General features: G+C 75.0%; 16 protein-coding genes. 9 read left to right on the top strand and 7 right to left on the bottom strand.

From position 1 onward, the window contains the following. Nucleotides 1-2: 2 nt before the first annotated feature. The gene (locus tag ABD774_RS06790) at nucleotides 3-536 is read right to left on the bottom strand and encodes a MarR family winged helix-turn-helix transcriptional regulator (RefSeq protein WP_345039126.1); all 534 of its coding nucleotides are present in this window, start codon (nucleotides 534-536) and stop codon (nucleotides 3-5) included. A 74-nt stretch (nucleotides 537-610) separates the two neighbouring features. Here ABD774_RS06790 and idi point away from each other — a divergent pair, with 74 nt between their 5' ends. From idi to ABD774_RS06755, 7 genes are all read left to right on the top strand, one after another. Next, nucleotides 611-1,183, top strand: a complete 573-nt coding sequence (gene idi / locus ABD774_RS06785; protein ID WP_345039125.1) for an isopentenyl-diphosphate Delta-isomerase — start codon at nucleotides 611-613, stop codon at nucleotides 1,181-1,183. Continuing rightward, entirely contained in the window at nucleotides 1,180-2,250 is a 1,071-nt protein-coding gene (locus ABD774_RS06780; RefSeq protein WP_345039123.1) for a polyprenyl synthetase family protein, read from the top strand. Before idi ends, ABD774_RS06780 begins: the two co-directional genes overlap by 4 nt. Continuing rightward, a complete protein-coding gene (locus tag ABD774_RS06775) occupies nucleotides 2,247-3,191 on the top strand; it encodes a phytoene/squalene synthase family protein (RefSeq protein ID WP_345039121.1) in 945 nt (314 codons plus the stop codon). Before ABD774_RS06780 ends, ABD774_RS06775 begins: the two co-directional genes overlap by 4 nt. A gap of 152 nt (nucleotides 3,192-3,343) precedes the next feature. After that, a complete protein-coding gene (crtI, locus tag ABD774_RS06770) occupies nucleotides 3,344-4,915 on the top strand; it encodes a phytoene desaturase family protein (protein ID WP_345039312.1) in 1,572 nt (523 codons plus the stop codon). Further along, on the top strand, nucleotides 4,912-5,241 hold the full coding sequence (locus ABD774_RS06765) for a lycopene cyclase domain-containing protein (RefSeq protein ID WP_345039118.1): 330 nt from the start codon (nucleotides 4,912-4,914) through the stop codon (nucleotides 5,239-5,241). Before crtI ends, ABD774_RS06765 begins: the two co-directional genes overlap by 4 nt. Then, nucleotides 5,238-5,690 (top strand): lycopene cyclase domain-containing protein, encoded by a 453-nt coding sequence (locus ABD774_RS06760; RefSeq protein ID WP_345039116.1) that lies wholly within the window; start codon nucleotides 5,238-5,240, stop codon nucleotides 5,688-5,690. Before ABD774_RS06765 ends, ABD774_RS06760 begins: the two co-directional genes overlap by 4 nt. Then, nucleotides 5,687-6,583 carry a prenyltransferase gene (locus ABD774_RS06755; RefSeq protein WP_345039114.1) on the top strand — a complete coding sequence of 299 codons (897 nt, stop codon included), beginning with the start codon at nucleotides 5,687-5,689 and terminating at the stop codon, nucleotides 6,581-6,583. The genes ABD774_RS06760 and ABD774_RS06755 overlap by 4 nt, the downstream gene beginning before the upstream one ends. Before the next feature lie 128 nt (nucleotides 6,584-6,711). Here the strand turns inward: ABD774_RS06755 and ABD774_RS06750 are convergent, their stop codons facing one another. Then, complete coding sequence (locus ABD774_RS06750) at nucleotides 6,712-7,566, bottom strand: Rieske (2Fe-2S) protein (protein WP_345039112.1); 855 nt, start codon at nucleotides 7,564-7,566, stop codon at nucleotides 6,712-6,714. 210 nt (nucleotides 7,567-7,776) lie between these two features. On the opposite strand from ABD774_RS06750, the gene ABD774_RS06745 reads away from it, so the two are divergent. Then, on the top strand, nucleotides 7,777-8,463 hold the full coding sequence (locus ABD774_RS06745; protein WP_345039110.1) for an FkbM family methyltransferase: 687 nt from the start codon (nucleotides 7,777-7,779) through the stop codon (nucleotides 8,461-8,463). A 153-nt stretch (nucleotides 8,464-8,616) separates the two neighbouring features. Here ABD774_RS06745 and ABD774_RS06740 read toward each other — a convergent pair whose 3' ends face one another. Beyond that, nucleotides 8,617-8,832, bottom strand: a complete 216-nt coding sequence (locus ABD774_RS06740) for a hypothetical protein (RefSeq protein ID WP_345039107.1) — start codon at nucleotides 8,830-8,832, stop codon at nucleotides 8,617-8,619. 492 nt (nucleotides 8,833-9,324) lie between these two features. Between ABD774_RS06740 and ABD774_RS06735 the strand changes: the two genes are divergently transcribed. Then, nucleotides 9,325-10,539, top strand: coding sequence for an aminotransferase class I/II-fold pyridoxal phosphate-dependent enzyme (locus ABD774_RS06735; protein WP_345039105.1), 1,215 nt, complete (start codon nucleotides 9,325-9,327; stop codon nucleotides 10,537-10,539). Between the two features lie 15 nt (nucleotides 10,540-10,554). On the opposite strand, the gene ABD774_RS06730 is transcribed toward ABD774_RS06735, so the two are convergent. The 4 genes from ABD774_RS06730 to ABD774_RS06715 form a co-directional block, all read right to left on the bottom strand. Beyond that, nucleotides 10,555-10,992, bottom strand: coding sequence for an HIT family protein (locus ABD774_RS06730; protein ID WP_345039103.1), 438 nt, complete (start codon nucleotides 10,990-10,992; stop codon nucleotides 10,555-10,557). After that, nucleotides 10,989-11,378: a DUF2237 family protein gene (locus tag ABD774_RS06725; RefSeq protein WP_345039101.1), complete on the bottom strand. Its 390-nt coding sequence runs from the start codon at nucleotides 11,376-11,378 to the stop codon at nucleotides 10,989-10,991. Before ABD774_RS06725 ends, ABD774_RS06730 begins: the two co-directional genes overlap by 4 nt. Nucleotides 11,379-11,410: 32 nt before the next feature. Next, a complete protein-coding gene (locus tag ABD774_RS06720; protein WP_345039098.1) occupies nucleotides 11,411-13,816 on the bottom strand; it encodes a helicase-associated domain-containing protein in 2,406 nt (801 codons plus the stop codon). A 258-nt stretch (nucleotides 13,817-14,074) separates the two neighbouring features. Then, on the bottom strand, nucleotides 14,075-15,103 hold the full coding sequence (locus ABD774_RS06715) for a hypothetical protein (RefSeq protein ID WP_345039096.1): 1,029 nt from the start codon (nucleotides 15,101-15,103) through the stop codon (nucleotides 14,075-14,077). Nucleotides 15,104-15,358 lie beyond the last annotated feature (255 nt).

Below are 15,358 nucleotides of genomic sequence, written 5' to 3'. Positions count from 1 at the left end.
GCTCAGGTCCTCGGGTCGGGGGTCAGCGGTGCGGGCGCAGCCTCGTGGTCGAGCTGGTCGGCCATGGCTTTGAGGAACTGGACGACGGCGGGACGGGCGGGCTCCGGCACTGCGCGGGCGATCTCCCGCATGCGCTCGTGCATCCGGGCGAGACGGTCGCGCACCTCGCGGTGCGCGTGCTCGGTGGGGACCACCACCAGCGAGCGCCGGTCGGAGGGGTGCGGGGACCGCGTCAGGTGCCCCGACGCCGTCAGCCGGTCGAGCAGCTTCGTCGTCGAGGCCGTGGAGATGTGCAGGTGCGAGGCGAGCTCGCGCGGCGTCACCGTGCGGCCGTGGTTCTCCGCCGCGATGATGAGCTGCAGGGCCTGCAGGTCGGTCACGTTCATGTCCATGTCGGCGCTCATCCGCCGGCGCATCTCCTGGTCGGCGCGGCGGAACGCACGCAGCGCGGCGAGCATCTCGACCACGCCGTCGCCGTCGTACCAGTAGGACGGGCTGGCGTCCGGCGGCCGGTCCGACGGGGGCTTGTCAGTCATGAGGGTTATGCTACCTTGGAAACTAACTAGCCTGGCTAGCAATCGTCGGGCGACATCTGGAAGAGGTGAGGGCGATGTCCGGCCCGGTCCCGCTCGACCACGTGATCCTTGTGGACGACGACGCCCGCCCTCTCGGCGTCGCGCCTCGTGCCACGGTGCACTCGCGGAGCACCCCGCTGCACCTGGCGTTCTCCTGCTACCTCTTCCGGGACGACGGCCGCGTGCTGCTCACCCGCCGCGCCCTGACCAAGCGCACCTGGCCAGGGGTGTGGACCAACTCCTTCTGCGGCCACCCGCGCTCGGGGGAGAGCCCCGCGGACGCCGTCGACCGGCACGCCCGGCACGAGCTCGGGCTCGCGGTCCACGGCGTCCGCGTCATCCTGCCGCGGTTCCGCTACCGCGCGGTCGACGCCGCCGGCATCGTCGAGAACGAGGTCTGCCCGGTGTACTTCGCGTTCACCGACGACGAGCCCGAGCCGAACCCCGACGAGGTCATGGACCAGCGCTGGGTGGACCCCGAGGAGCTGGGCCGGCTCGTCGTCGTCGCACCGTGGGCGCTGAGCCCCTGGGCGGTGGAGCAGGTCCACGCGCTCGCGGCCGCCGACGACGCCGTCACGGGCGGTCTCGAGACGGAGCTGGCCGGATGAGCGCCGACGCCGCCCGCGGCTCCGGGACCGGGCTCACGCCCGACGACGCCCTGACCGAGGTGCTCGACGGCGGAGCCGCCCACGCCGCAGGGCTCGGCGCCGACTACGGGCGGCTCTGGTCCGCCCTCACCGACGCCTCCGCCGGCGGCAAGCGGTTCCGGCCCGCGCTCGTCGTCACCGCCCACGACCTCCTCGGCGGCCACCTCGCCGGCCCGGCCGCGCGGGTCGGTGCCGCCGTGGAGCTGCTGCACACCGCCTTCGTCATCCACGACGACGTCATCGACGGGGACCACACGCGCCGCGGACGCCCGAACGTCTCCGGCACGTTCGCCGCCTCGGCCGCCGCCGCCGGCGCGAGCCCGCGCGGTGCCCGCACCTACGCCGACACCGCCGGGATCCTCGCCGGGGACCTCGCGCTGGTGGCCGCCGTCCGCTCCGTCGCGTGCTGCGGCGCCCCGCCGGCTACGGTCGAGCGGCTGCTCGACCTGATCGACCGGACCGTCCACGTCACCGCCGCCGGCGAGCTCGCCGACGTGCGCCTGAGCCTGGACCTCGACGACGCGCACGTCCCGCTGGGTGACGTGCTGACCATGTGCGAGCACAAGACGGCCGTGTACTCCTTCGAGCTCCCGCTGCAGGCCGGTGCCGTCCTGGCCGGCGCCGAGGAGACGGTCGTCCGGCGGCTCGGCGAGATCGGCCGCCTGGTCGGGATCGCCTTCCAGCTGATCGACGATCTCCAGGGCGTCTTCGGCGACGAGGCCGTCACAGGCAAGAGCGCCCTGACCGACCTGCGCGAGGGCAAGCACACCCCGCTCATCGCCCACGCGAGAAGCACGCAGGCGTGGCCCGCGATCGCCCCGTTCTTCGGCGACCCGGACCTCGACGAGGCCCGCGCCGACCTGGTGCGCGAGCTCCTCGTCGACTGCGGCTCCCGCGACTTCATCGAGGACCTCGCCGCCGGGTACCTCGACACCGCCCTGAACGTCGTGCGGGAGACTGGCCTGCCGGGGGAGTTCCTCGACGGCGTCGTCGCCCTGACCCGAGACCTCCTCCGGAGAGCCGCATGAGCGCCGCCACGCCCGCCCGCCCGCCGCGCCCGCGCCGTCGGCAGGTCGAGGACCTCGCCGCCCCGTCGGCGCCACCCCTGCACCTGGTCTCCGCGGACCCGCTCTACGACGCCGTCGCCCAGCGCAGCGCCGCGGCCGTCATCGAGGGGTACTCGACCTCCTTCGGCTGGGCCTGCAAGCTCCTGCGCGAACCGGTCCGCACCGCGGTGCGCAACATCTACGCCCTCGTCCGACTGGCCGACGAGATCGTCGACGGGCCCGTGGGCGCCACCGACCCCGAGCGCGCCGGACACCTGCTCCACGAGCTCGAGGAGGAGACCTACCGGACGCTCGCCAGCGGGCACAGCACCAACCTGGTGATCCACGCCTTCGCGCTCACCGCCCGGCGCGCCGGGATCGGCGCCGACCTCGTGGCGCCGTTCTTCGCCTCCATGCGCACGGACCTCTCCGTCACCGCGCACGACCCCACCAGCCTCGACGCCTACGTCTACGGGTCCGCGGAGGTGGTGGGGCTGATGTGCCTGCGGGTCTTCGTCGCCGCGCCCGACGGCCGCCACCTGGCGTACGAGGAGCTCGCCCCCGGCGCCCGCCGCCTCGGCGCCGCCTTCCAGAAGGTCAACTTCCTGCGCGACCTCGCCGACGACCACGACGCCCTCGGACGCACCTACTTCCCCGCCCTGGACGTCGACCACTTCACCGACGCCCACCGCGACCAGCTGCTCGACGACATCGACGCCGACCTCGCCGCCGCGGCCCGGGTAGCCACCCAGCTCCCGCCGAGCAGCCGCAGCGCCGTCCTGGCCGCGCACGGGCTCTTCGCTGAGCTCTCGGCACGCCTGCGCGCGACCCCGGCCGCCCGGATCCGCACCCGCCGGGTCCGCGTGCCCGGACGGCGCAAGGTGCTCGTGCTGGCCCGCTCCCTCGCGCGCGGGGGCCGGTGATGCGCCAGGCCGCCGGGACCCCGGTGCCCGCCGAGGCGGGATCCCGCGACCGGGCCGCCGCCCGCGACCGGCCCGCCGCCTCCCGCGACCGGGCGCCCGGCGGCGGTTCGCGCGGCGGCCGGCGCCGCTCCGCCGTCGTGGTCGGCGGCGGCATGGCCGGGCTCGCCTCGGCGGCCCTGCTCGCCCGCGACGGGTACGACGTCGAGCTCCTCGAGCAGCGCGACGCCCTCGGCGGGCGCGCCGGGTCCTGGGAGCGGGACGGCTTCCGGTTCGACACCGGCCCGAGCTGGTACCTCATGCCGGAGGTGTTCGACCACTTCTTCTCCCTCCTCGGCACCTCCGCCGCCGAGCAGCTCGACCTGGCCCGCCTCGACCCCGGCTACCGGGTGTTCTTCGAGGACCACGCCGAGCCGGTGGACGTGCGCGCGGACCTCGACGCCAACGTGGCCATGTTCGAGTCGCTCGAGCCCGGCGCGGGCGAGCGCCTGCGCGCCTACCTCGCCTCGGCGCGCGAGGCCTACGACCTCGCGGTCCGCCGCTTCCTCTACAGCTCCTTCGAGTCGCTCACCACGCTCGCGCGGCCGGACGTACTGGGCCGGTCCCGCCGGCTCGTCGAACTGCTGCTGCGCCCGCTCGGCTCCCACGTCGCCCGGTCCTTCGCCGACCCGCGGCTGCGGCAGATCCTCGGCTACCCCGCCGTCTTCCTCGGCTCCTCGCCCGACCGCGCGCCGAGCATGTACCACCTCATGAGCCACCTCGACCTCGCCGACGGCGTGCTCTATCCCCAGGGCGGCTTCACCACCCTGATCGAGGCGGTGGCGCGGCTGGCCGAGCGGGAGGGCGCGGTCCTGCGCACCGGTGCCACGGTCACCGCGGTGACGACGGCGGAGCTGCCGGCCCGCCGTCGGCGCGGCCCGCGGCGCGCCGCCGCGCGTGGTGCCCGGGCCCGGGTCACCGGCGTCCGGTGGCGCGACGCGTCGGGGGCCGAGCACCTGAGCGAGGCCGACGTCGTCGTCGGCGCCGCCGACCTGCACCACCTCGAGACGGAGCTGCTGCCGCCCGCGCTGCAGACCTACCCGCAGCGGTACTGGGACCGGCGCGACCCCGGCCCGGGCGCCGTGCTGGTGTACCTCGGAGTCCGCGGGGAGCTCCCCGAGCTCGCGCACCACTCGCTGTTCTTCACGGCCGACTGGGAGAAGAACTTCGCCGCCATCTTCGGCGCCGAGACCCGGGTGCCGGACCCGGCGTCGGCGTACGTGTGCACGCCCTCGCGCACCAACCCGTCGGTGGCCCCGCCCGGGCACGAGAACGTGTTCGTCCTGGTCCCCGTCCCGGCCGACCCGGGCCTGGGACGCGGCGGGGTGGACGGGGCGGGGGACCCCACGGTCGAGCGGGTGGCCGACGCCGCGATCGGCCAGCTCGCGGCGTGGGCCGGGGTGCCGGACCTGCGCGAGCGGATCGTCGTGCGCCGCACCGTGGGCCCCGGCGACTTCGCCGCCGACCTCAACGCGTGGTCCGGCGGCGCGCTCGGCCCGGCGCACACGCTGCGCCAGAGCGCGTTCCTGCGCGGGCGCAACGCGTCCCGGCGGGTCGCCGGGCTGTACTACGCCGGGTCGAGCACCATCCCGGGGGTGGGCCTGCCGATGTGCCTGATCAGTGCCGAGATCATGCTCAAGCGCCTGCGCGGCGACCGCACCACCGAGCCGATGGCGGTGCCGCTGTGAGCTGGCTCTACCTCGCCGCGCTGGTGGTCTCGCTCGGGTGCATGGTGCTCCTGGACCGCCGCTTCCGGCTGTTCCTGTTCGCCGACGCCCGCCGCGGCGCGCTGGTGCTCGCCGTCGGCGTCGCGTTCTTCCTGCTGTGGGACCTCGTCGCCATCGGCCTCGGCTTCTACGGCCGCGGGCAGGGCGAGGCGCTCAGCGGCGTGGAGCTCCTCCCGCACCTGCCGGTCGAGGAGCTGGTCTTCATCACGTTCCTCTGCTACCTCACGATGGTGCTGTACGGCCTGGTGACGAGGTTCTTCGTGCGCGTGCCGGAGGAGGGGCGATGAGCTACGCGACCATGGCGCTGCTCTTCGTGGCCGGCGCCTGCCTCGTGGCCGCGGTCTGCCTGCTGCCGACGTGGCCGCCCTCGATGCGGTGGCGCGGCGCCGTCGGGCTGGTGGCCCTGGTCCTCGCCGTGCTCACGGCCGTGTTCGACTCGGTCATGATCTCCGCCGACCTCTTCCGCTACGACGAGTCGACCCTCTCCGGTGTGCGGGTCCTGCTCGCGCCGGTCGAGGACTTCGCGTGGCCGCTCGCCGCGGCCGTGCTGCTGCCCTCCCTGTGGGTGGCGCTCGGACGACGGCGGAGCCGGGAGCCGCGGGCCGCGGCACCGGGGGCCGTCGGAGCCGGAGCCGGAGCCCCGGAGCCGGGCGTCCCCGAGAGGGGTGCCCCGGGCAGACCGGCGGCGGGGACGGCGGACGGCCCGGCCGAGGACCGGGCGGGGGAGCGGCGATGAGCGCCACCACGTCCCGGGCCACGCCCGGCGGGGCCGTGCGCCAGCTGCTCGGCGCGTCCCGGCCGATCAGCTGGATCAACACCGCCTACCCCTTCGCCGCCGCCTACGTCCTGGCCACCGGCCGCGTCGACCTGCCGCTCGTCGTCGGGACCCTGTACTTCCTGATCCCGTACAACCTCGCGATGTACGGCATCAACGACGTCTTCGACTACGAGTCCGACCTGCGCAACCCGCGCAAGGGCGGCGTCGAGGGCGTGGTCCTCGACCGGCGCTGGCACCGGCTCGTGCTGGTCGCGGCCGCCGTCACGAACCTGCCGTTCCTCCTCTACCTCGTCGCCGTGGGGTCCGCCGTGTCCACCGCGGTGCTGGCGGTGTCGGTGTTCGCCGTCGTCGCGTACTCGGCCAAGGGGTTGCGGTTCAAGGAGCGCCCGGCCCTGGACTCGATGACCTCGGCCACCCACTTCGTCAGCCCGGCGGTCTTCGGCCTGGCTCTCGCCGGCGCGGAGCCGAGCCGGCCGGTCGTCGCCGCGATGGCCGCGTTCTTCCTGTGGGGCATGGCGTCCCAGGCGTTCGGGGCGGTGCAGGACATCGTCGCCGACCGTGAGGGCGGCATCGCCTCCATCGCCACCTGGCTCGGGGCCCGGCGGACCGTTCGCGCGGCGATGGCGGGCTACGCCCTCTCCGCCGCGGTCGTGCTGCTGGCCGGCTGGCCGGGCGCGCTCGCCGCCGTCGTCCCGCTCCTGTACGTGGTCAGCATCGCGCCGTTCCGCAACCTCGACGACGCCGAGTGCGACCGCGCCCGGCCGGGCTGGCGGCGCTTCCTGTGGCTGAACCTGGTCAGCGGGTTCCTCATCACCCAGCTGCTGATCGTCATCGGGCTCGGCTGGGCCTGACGTCGCACGTGGCTGACGAACCGCCGGCGGCGCTTCGTCAGTGCTGTTGCGCAGATGAAGTCGGCCTGGACCGACTTTATCTGCGCGGGAGCACTTACCGGTGGGTGATCCCTTCTCTGCGGCCTCGCTCAGCCGCGGGCGCGCACCTCGACCCGGTCACCGGTGACGCGCACGTCGTAGGAGAGGATCCCGACGCTCGCCGGGCCGCGGGCCACCTCGCCGTCGGCGAGCCGGAAGTGGCTGCCGTGCCACGGGCAGACGACGCAGCCGTCCTCGATCTCGCCCTCCTCGAGCGGGCCGCCCATGTGCGAGCACACGGCGCCGGTGGCGTAGAGCTGGCCCTCGTCGCGCACGATGAGCACCGGCTGGCCGGAGACCTCCGCGCGGACCATCCCGGCGTCGAGGTCCGACACGGCCGCGGCGTCCCGCCACTCGCTCGGCCTCGGGGTGCGGTCGGCGTTGCGGTTCACCGCCACGCCCTGCGCGTAGGCCAGGTGCCCGCCGAGGTAGCCGCCGACCGCGAGCCCCGTCATCCCGAGCAGGGACAGCACCTGGCCGGTGACGTGCCGGCCCGCGCGGCGGGAGAACCAGCTCGCGGCGAAGAACGTGGAGGCGACGACGTTGGAGCCGGCGTGGACGAGCCCGACCCGCTTGGGGCGCTTCGCCGAGCCGAGCTCGGACCAGTCCGCCAGCCCGGCGGCCGCCGTGGGGGCGACGCTGAGAACGGCCGCGCCCAGGAGCCGCTGGGCGGCGGGGCGCGCGGCCGCGCCGCCGGTGAGGTCGAGGACCGTCACGCCCACGTTGAGGCCGATGGGCAGCGCCACGAGCATCGGGTGCAGGGCGTGACCGATCGGCTTGCCGTGGAGGACATCCTTGACCTCGCCGGGCGGGAGCACGGCGTTGACGGCGCCGGCCACGGCGTCGACCACCGGGTCCAGCGCCTTGGCCTTCTCGAGGGATCGCATCACCTGCGCGAAGAACATGGGTCCTCCTACCGGGTCGTCGTCCCGCGAGCGTAGCCAGGGCCCTGAGGGTGCGCCCGTCGAGCAGCCGGCACGGCCGGGAGGGCGACCCGGGAAGCGCGTCGGTGGGCGCCGTGTGAGCATGCACGGATGAACCGCCGTCTTCGCCGGGCACGAGGGATGGCCAGGTCCCTCGCCTGGTCCTACGGCAGCCCGGCTCGGTTGCGGAGCATGGCTGCCTTCTACCGCAGGTTCCTCGCGCCCGGTGACCTGGCGTTCGACGTCGGGTCCCACGCCGGGAACCGGGTGCGCGCGTTCAGGCGAACGGGTGCGCGGGTGGTCGCCGTCGAACCGCAGCCGGACTTCGTCACGGTGCTGCGGCTCCTCTACGGCCGGGACCGGGACGTCGTCGTCGAACCGTGCGCCGTGGGACGGGAGCCGGGGGAGGCTCGGCTCTACCTCAGCACGCGCACGCCGACCGTCTCGACGCTGGCCGGGTCCTGGATGAACGAGGTCCGCCGTGACGCGACGTTCGGCGGTGTGGACTGGGACGAGCAGGTCGTCGTGCCGGTGCGCACGCTGGACGAGGTCATCGACCGGCACGGGGAGCCGCGGTTCTGCAAGATCGACGTCGAGGGGTTCGAGCTCGAGGTGCTCCAGGGGCTGAGCCGCCCGCTGGGTGCGGTGTCGTTCGAGTACATCCCCGTGGTCATGGACCGCACGGTGCGCTGCGTGGGCAGGCTCGCCGAGCTCGGCGACTACCGGTTCCGGTTCTCCCGCGTGGAGAGCTTCGAGTGGGCGACGCCCGGGTGGCTGGATGCCGCCGGCGTCACCGAGGTGCTGCGGGGCGTGTCGCCGCAGGAACGGCCGGGGGACGTGTACGCCGTGCGGGCGGACCTGCCGCTGCCGGCACCTTGACCGGGGAGACGCAGCTCGGGCGGACCGCGGCCGGACCGTCGCGAAGGACGACGGCGTGACGAGCCGTGACTTCACGGGCTGCGAGGCACCTGGTCCTGGACGAACGTGAAGGGCCCCGGGCGCAGTGATGCGCCCGCGGCCCGTCGGTGCGGCTCAGAACTTGTCCTTGCCAACGTTGGGGTTCTTGGGGTCCTCCGCGTTCGAGTCGTTGCCGCCGTTGTTGACGCAGTCCCAGCCGTCCGCCGTCTTGGTGGCGGTCTGGCCGCCCGGACACGTGATCGGCGCGGCCGACGCCGTCGTCGCGCTCGCCAGGCCGAGGGCCAGGAACGCCAGGACGGAGGCTGACAGTGCCATGATGCGGTTGCGCATTGTTCTTCTCCTCAGGCTTGGCCGCGGCCTTGGTCCCGCATCTGTACGGGGCGGGCCGTACGGCCCGGGTGCCACCTGCGCCGCAGATACGGCAGGCCATGGACGGAGAAAATGCGTACGGCGGGCGTAGCCGCGTGTAAATGGCCGGGCCAGGCTACCTCTGCATTTCGACGTAGGTGGCTCTCCGCAACAACGTGCGGTATTGCTGCGCCTATGTGCTGCGCTCAGAAATACGTTGCAGACCGGCCTTGATCTGTTTCGGCCGGCGCGTGGGAATGCCTTTCCGTAGTCGTTTCTGCGCTTCGTTTCCACATTGAGGAGCGGACCGGATCTGATGAATTTTCCCGGGCGCTTCGTGCCGGCGTCGGCAGGAGTCCTGGAGCCGGCTGCGGCACGCCGGCCGGCGCTACCCCCGCGAACCCCGAGAGGGGCTGCTGGGGATGCAGCCCGATGTGACAACCTGGCGGGGAGATCGAGCAGGAGGAGCTGACGATGAGCCCGTTGAAGGTAGCCGCCCGTGCCGCAGTCCCGGCCTTCGAGGTGATGCGGATCCTCGACCGGGTGGCCGAGCTGCGCGCCGCCGGCCGCGACGTCGTCTCGCTCTGCGCGGGCGAGCCCTCCGGCGGGGCCCCGGCCGCCGTGCACGCGAGGGCCGCCCGCATCCACGCCGAGCGCGCGGAGCTGGGGTACACCTCGGCGCTCGGGGTGCGGCCGCTGCGCGAGGCGATCGCCGCCCACTACGGCCGCTGGTACGGCCTCGCCGTCGACCCGGACGAGGTGGCCGTGACCACCGGGTCCTCCGGCGCCTTCGTGCTCAGCTTCCTCGCCGCGTTCGACGTCGGTGATCGCGTGGCCCTCGCGCGCCCCGGCTACCCGGCCTACCGCAACATCCTCGCGGCGCTGGGCTGCGAGGTGGTCGAGGTGGACTGCGGCCCCGCCGAGCGGTTCCAGCCCACCCCGGCCGCCCTGGACGCCGTCGTCGCCCGGTCCGGCCCGGTCGCGGGGCTGGTGCTCGCCTCGCCGGCCAACCCCACCGGCACGATGGTCACCCGTGAGGAGCTCGCCGCCCTGACCGCCTGGTGCGCCGCCAACGGCGTCCGCCTGGTCAGCGACGAGATCTATCACGGCATCACCTACCCGGAGGACCCGGCGGCCCCCGGCGCCAAGGGGGTCTGCGCCTGGGAGACCGACCGGTCCGCCGTCGTCGTCTCCTCCTTCTCGAAGTACTGGGGGATGACCGGCTGGCGCCTGGGGTGGGCGCTGGTCCCGGCCGACCTGCGCACGGCCGTCGACGCTCTCGCCGGCAACGTGGCCCTGTGCCCGCCGACCCCGGCGCAGCACGCGGCCGTGGACGCCTTCACCGCCGGGGCGTACGCCGAGGCGGAGGCCCGCGTGGCCGAGTTCGCCGCGACCCGGGCCCTGCTGCTCGACCGGCTCGACCGCCTGGGGTGGGGCACGGTCGCCCCGGCCGACGGCGCGTTCTACCTCTACGCCGACATCGCCCCGCAGCTCGGCGCCTTCCCCGACTCCGCGGCCTGGTGCGCGGCGCTGCTCGAGGAGGAGGGGGTCGCGGTCGTGCCCGGTGCCGACTTCGACGCCGCGCACGGCACGACGTTCGTCCGGCTCTCGCTCGCGGCCGGGCCGGGCGCCGTCGCCGAGGCTGTCGAGCGGATCGTGCGCTTTCAGGCACGACGCGCCTCGAGCTAGGCGACGGGCTCGTACTCAGGCGCCGTCGAGCGCCTGCCGCAGCCGCGCGGCGTAGGCCTCCGCCTCGCCGTCGTCGGCGTACTTCGTGCGCGGCCAGAAGAACCCGCGCAGCCCGTCGCCCTTGGTCCGCGGCACCACGTGCGTGTGCAGGTGCGCGACGGACTGGCTGACCACGTTGTTCATGGCGACGAACGAGCCCTGCGCCCCCAGCCCGTCCACCATCGCGGCCGCCAGCCGCTGGGTGGCGGCGAGATAGGGGGAGAGGAGGTCCTCGGGCAGGTCGGGCAGCGTGACGACGTGGCGGCGCGGGACCAGCAGCGTGTGGCCCTTGAACACCGGCCGCACGTCGAGGAAGGCGACGACGTCCTCCGTCTCGAGCACCGTGCGTGCCGGGTTCTCGCCGTCGACGACCGCGCAGAACGGGCACCTGCCGGCCGGGGCGGCGGGCGTCACTGCAGCGAGCCGACGTCGTCGGGGACGTCCACCGCGTACTGGCGCAGCAGCTCCAGCGGCACCACCTCGAGCGCCCGCTCGTGGGTGCAGGCGAGCACCACCGGCGCCGCCACGCCCGCGGCGTGCGCCTGCAGCCAGCGCGCCGCCACGACGCACCACCGGTCCCCGGGCCTCAGGCCGGGGAACTGCCACTCGGGCCGGGGGGTGATCAGGTCGTTGCCGACCTGGCGCTGGTGCTGGAGGACCTCCTCGGTCATCACGGCGCAGATGCTGTGGTTGCCGATGTCCGCCTCGTCGGCGATGCACCGGCCCGTGCGGTAGTACCCCGTGACGGGGTCGACCCCGCACTCTCCCAGCTCCCCGCCCAGGACGTTGCGCTCGGCCATGGGCCCATCATTCCCGAACGGCTGCGGCCGTGTCAGTCGTCGGGCAGGGCGGCGACGGCGGAGATGCGGTGGATCGCCAGGGTCAGCTCCGTCTCGCGGGCCACGTCGGCCACCCGCACCCGCCCGGCGTCGACGCTGAGGGGGCGCACCCGGCGGCGCTCCGGCGTGCCGCGCGCCCCGACCACGACGATGTCGACCTGGTCCCCGCCGGCCGCCGCCTCGCGCAGCAGCGCCAGGGCGTGCACGGGGTCGGTCGCGGCGGGGGCACCGTCCGCCCGGCGCGCCGCGTCCCGCCGCACCTGCGTCTCGCCGGCCCGCATCCGTGCCACGAGCGGGCGCAGGTCGGCGTCCTCGAGGCGCCGGGTGTAGGTGCTCGCAGCCGCACCGGGGTAGGTGGGCAGGCCGCTGGTGCGCCGCCGTCCCCGCCGGAGCGTGCCGACGCTGCGCACCGGGCGGCCGGGTGAGCCCGGACGTGAGCCCAGGCCCGCGAGGGCGAGCCCGTCCCCGCCGAGCACCAGCGTGCCGTCGGGTCCCTCGAGCACCGGGGCCAGGCCCGCCTCGCGCAACAGGTCGAGCACCTCGCCCGGTGGTGCCGGGGAGATCAGAACGGTAGGCGCGAGCGCGCGCAGGGACAGCTCGGCCAGCGCGGGCGTGCCGACCAGCTGGGCGGCCAGGGCCGCGTCGTCGACCCGCAGGTAGGACGCCGCCGCCCCGACCCGGGCCTGGCCGTGCCGGCGGGCGGCGTCGCGCACCAGGTAGTCGAGCGCCTGGGGCAGGGGGGTGAGCGAGTACCCGGCGAGGGCCTCGAGCAGCTCGGCGGCGCCGACGCCGGCGTCCATCGCGCGCCGCACCGACCCCGCGGTGAAGCGCACGGTCAGCGCAGACCCGCGCGACTCCACGTCCGCGCACAGCTCGAGGAGCTCGCGCAGCTCCGGGAGCGGCCGCCCGGGGACGACGGCGGTGAGGTCGCCCTGGACGAGCAGGTCGCCGACCGGCTCCGGCAGGGCGGCCTCGAGCGCCTGCGCGACGTCGTCGTCCTCGGCCCCCTCGACGAGGGCGCGACCCGCGTCCGTGAGCGCACCCGCCCCGGTGATCCCGAGGGCCTCGGCCTCGGCGAGCACCGCGGCCACGGTCGGCGCGGGCGCCGTGGCCCGGGGGAGCTCCCAGCTCAGCAGGGCGCGCACCGCCTCGGCGTCCGGCGCGGTGCCGGGCGGCAGGCCGGCGAGGGCGGCCAGCGTGCGGCGGCGCAGGTCGACCGCCCACCCGCGCTCCAGGGTCGGCTCGAGCGCCGCGCGCAGCGCGCCGTTGTCCCGGGTCCCGATGAGCCACGGGGTGCGCGCGGTGCCCAGCCACGCCCGCGCCAGGCGGGCCCAGCGCAGGGGTAGCGGGTCGGCGAGCCAGTCCTCGGCGGTCCGGGCGGGCACCCAGGTCACCTGCTCGTCGCCGTCCTGGGCGAGCAGCCCGGCCATGGCGGCGAGCTCGGCCACCAGAGCCGCCCGGGCGTCGTCGACCTCGAGGGCTGCCGCGGTGCGCCGCAGCTCGCGGACGCCCACACCGCCCGAGCGCAGCACCGCAGCCCCCTCGTGCTGCCAGGTCTCCAGCAGGAGCCCGACCAGCCGGACGATCTCCTCGGCGGCGCGCGCGCCCTCGGCGGGGACGACGGCCGCCGGGACCGTCCGGTGCCCGTCCACGGCCGGGGGTCGCGGCGCCTCGCGCCGGGTGCGGCCGCCGCGTGCGGCCAGCGCGACCTCGCGGGGGAGCACCAGCTGGGCGGGGGAGATCCGGCGCAGCAGGCCGTGGTCGAGGAGCCACGCCGCGCCGTCGGGCACGTCGTCGGGGCGCACGGTCCCCACGGGAGGGCCCCACGTCAGGGCGTCCAGGGTGCCGAGGGCAGAGGCGGGGGCGTCCTTGAGCGCGGCCCGCAGTGCGGTCGCCGTGGTGGGGGCGGCGGGCGGGAGCGAGCCGGCGGGCGGGTGCGAGCTGGCGGGCGGGTGCGAGCCGGCTGGCGCGCCGGGGACGGTGACGCCGGCGTCCAGCTCGGCGAGCGTGGGGCCCAGGCCCGCTGGGTGCGGGCCGAGGGCCTCGCCGAGGGTGGCGACCGGGACGCCGCCGACGACGAGCGCGAGGTCCTCCAGCCGGGCCAACGCGGGCGCGGCGTCGAGCCCGACCGCCTTCGTCACCGCGGCTGCCGTCACCCTCCGCACGGGGGCGAGCCCCACGACGGCCTCGGCGACCGCGAGCTCGACCGTGTGCAGGGTGGCGAGCGCCCGCTCGACGCTCGGTCGCGAGGCCGCCCGTGCCGCGAGCGACGTCAGCGACGACGGCGCGGGGGACGCGAGGTCCGGCCGCGCGGCCAGGAGCGCCGACAGGGCGTCGTCGTCCCGGCGCTCCAGGGCGGCGGCGAGCTCCGCCGTGGTGACCGTGCCCTGAGCCTTCATCCGCACCACATTACGACCGTGGGGCCGCTCGCTCCGCCGCGGTCCGCCCGGCCCGCGGCCGGTCTTGGCGCGCCGGCGTGCTCGGCCCGGTGCCGTGCCGCCGCTCGCATGGCTGGGAGACTCGCTACGCCCCACAGCCGCGCCCCCGGCCGCTTGTCGTCGTGACGTCTGAGTGCTCCTGAGCAGATGAAGTCGATCCAGTCCGACTTCATCTGCTCAGGAGCACTGAGGAAGCAACTGGGGGTGTCGACGAGCAGGTCAAGGAAGCTGCATCAGCGCCGGGACCGGTCTCACGCCGCCGACAAGTGCCGCAGGAAAGCCGCGGCAGAGGCGGGCGAACACGGCGTCCGCGTCGTGAAGGTGGCGCGCGACGAACCTCTGCATGATGAGGCCGGTAGCCCTGATGGCGTCCTCGCGTTGCTTCTCGGCGAGCAGCGCACCCAGACCGGACGTCTCCGAGTACTTGCCTGCGCCGTCGAACTCTGCCGCGACTCCGCGTGGCGCCCCGGCTGATGGGGATCTTCCGTCGAACTCCCAACCCATGTCGGTGAAGAAGACGCCCTCCTCCGTGGCGACGCGGAGCTGAAGGACGGGCCGGGGGAGCCCGCGGGAGACCGCGATCCACCGCAGGTCGGTCTCACCCGGCGACTCGGAGAAGCCGTCCGCGTGCTCCACGACCGCACGGGCACGAACGACGCCCTTGGCCCTTCCGAGCTCGGCCAGACGCGCACGGAGGCCCTCCCGGGCGGCAGACATCTCGGCGTCCGAACGCTCGCGCTCGAAGCGGTTCGGCCGCGCGAGCATCCGGAGGATGCTGTCCACGATCGCGAGTGCACGGCGAGGGCGGAGCGTCCGGGCGCAGTCGAGGGCGGTCCGTTCCAGCGTGGTGACCCGCAACCCGTTGACGACGGTGATCTCGTCGTCGGTCAGGTCGGGCGAGTGGTGGCGCTCGATGTCGGCGACGTCCGGCTTGTGAGGCGGCGAGCTGACTGCCAGGTGGGTGATCCCGTCGGTACGTCCGACCCACGCCCCGTGGACCAGTGCGGCGGACTCGTGGCTGAGGACCGTCCGGCTCGGCAGCTGGCGGGTAACGGCGACGCAGCGGGCGAGTGCGAGAGCCTCCTGGTGGGCCCAGGCGGAAGCAGGGAGGTCCCCGTGCACATAGGCGCCGGGACGGACCCGGACGAGCTCGCCGGCACGATGGGCTGAACGGGCGGTGCCGTAGCCGATCTCCCGAGACAGCACCACGGTGGGCAACGGGCGGGGCGACGGTATCGAGGGTGGCATCACCACAGCGTGTCCTGCTCGGCGGGCGCCTGGACCTTCCGGGTCGCCGACCTGTGGACGCGACGAGTCGGTGTGCACAGAGCCGTACGGCTGGGGACCGTGGTGCTCGTCATCGTCGGGGGCGAGCCGGCGACCCTGCCCGGCGGCAGCGCGGCTCCTCTCGCGGGCCGGCCCCGGGGAGCATGTGGGCCGGAGGGCGGCGTCGAGGCGCACACCGTCAAGTGCGTTCGGGCAGATGAAGTCGATCGAGGCTCA

This window comes from Georgenia daeguensis, from assembly GCF_039537705.1.
Taxonomy (GTDB): domain Bacteria; phylum Actinomycetota; class Actinomycetes; order Actinomycetales; family Actinomycetaceae; genus Georgenia; species Georgenia daeguensis.
The sequence above is the reverse complement of the archived record's forward strand: the minus strand, read 5'-3'. Positions and strand labels throughout refer to the sequence as shown.

Excerpts from the sequence above, each read along its gene's own strand:
- ABD774_RS06740 (WP_345039107.1), bottom strand. The coding sequence starts at position 8,832 with ATGCGCAACCGCATCATGGCACTGTCAGCCTCCGTCCTGGCGTTCCTG.
- ABD774_RS06790 (WP_345039126.1), bottom strand. The coding sequence starts at position 536 with ATGACTGACAAGCCCCCGTCGGACCGGCCGCCGGACGCCAGCCCGTCC.
- ABD774_RS06720 (WP_345039098.1), bottom strand. The coding sequence starts at position 13,816 with ATGAAGGCTCAGGGCACGGTCACCACGGCGGAGCTCGCCGCCGCCCTG.
- ABD774_RS06760 (WP_345039116.1), top strand. The coding sequence starts at position 5,238 with ATGAGCTACGCGACCATGGCGCTGCTCTTCGTGGCCGGCGCCTGCCTC.
- ABD774_RS06750 (WP_345039112.1), bottom strand. The coding sequence starts at position 7,566 with ATGTTCTTCGCGCAGGTGATGCGATCCCTCGAGAAGGCCAAGGCGCTG.
- ABD774_RS06735 (WP_345039105.1), top strand. The coding sequence starts at position 9,325 with ATGAGCCCGTTGAAGGTAGCCGCCCGTGCCGCAGTCCCGGCCTTCGAG.
- crtI (WP_345039312.1), top strand. The coding sequence starts at position 3,344 with ATGGCCGGGCTCGCCTCGGCGGCCCTGCTCGCCCGCGACGGGTACGAC.
- ABD774_RS06715 (WP_345039096.1), bottom strand. The coding sequence starts at position 15,103 with ATGCCACCCTCGATACCGTCGCCCCGCCCGTTGCCCACCGTGGTGCTG.
- ABD774_RS06745 (WP_345039110.1), top strand. The coding sequence starts at position 7,777 with ATGGCTGCCTTCTACCGCAGGTTCCTCGCGCCCGGTGACCTGGCGTTC.
- ABD774_RS06725 (WP_345039101.1), bottom strand. The coding sequence starts at position 11,378 with ATGGCCGAGCGCAACGTCCTGGGCGGGGAGCTGGGAGAGTGCGGGGTC.
- ABD774_RS06780 (WP_345039123.1), top strand. The coding sequence starts at position 1,180 with ATGAGCGCCGACGCCGCCCGCGGCTCCGGGACCGGGCTCACGCCCGAC.
- idi (WP_345039125.1), top strand. The coding sequence starts at position 611 with ATGTCCGGCCCGGTCCCGCTCGACCACGTGATCCTTGTGGACGACGAC.
- ABD774_RS06755 (WP_345039114.1), top strand. The coding sequence starts at position 5,687 with ATGAGCGCCACCACGTCCCGGGCCACGCCCGGCGGGGCCGTGCGCCAG.
- ABD774_RS06775 (WP_345039121.1), top strand. The coding sequence starts at position 2,247 with ATGAGCGCCGCCACGCCCGCCCGCCCGCCGCGCCCGCGCCGTCGGCAG.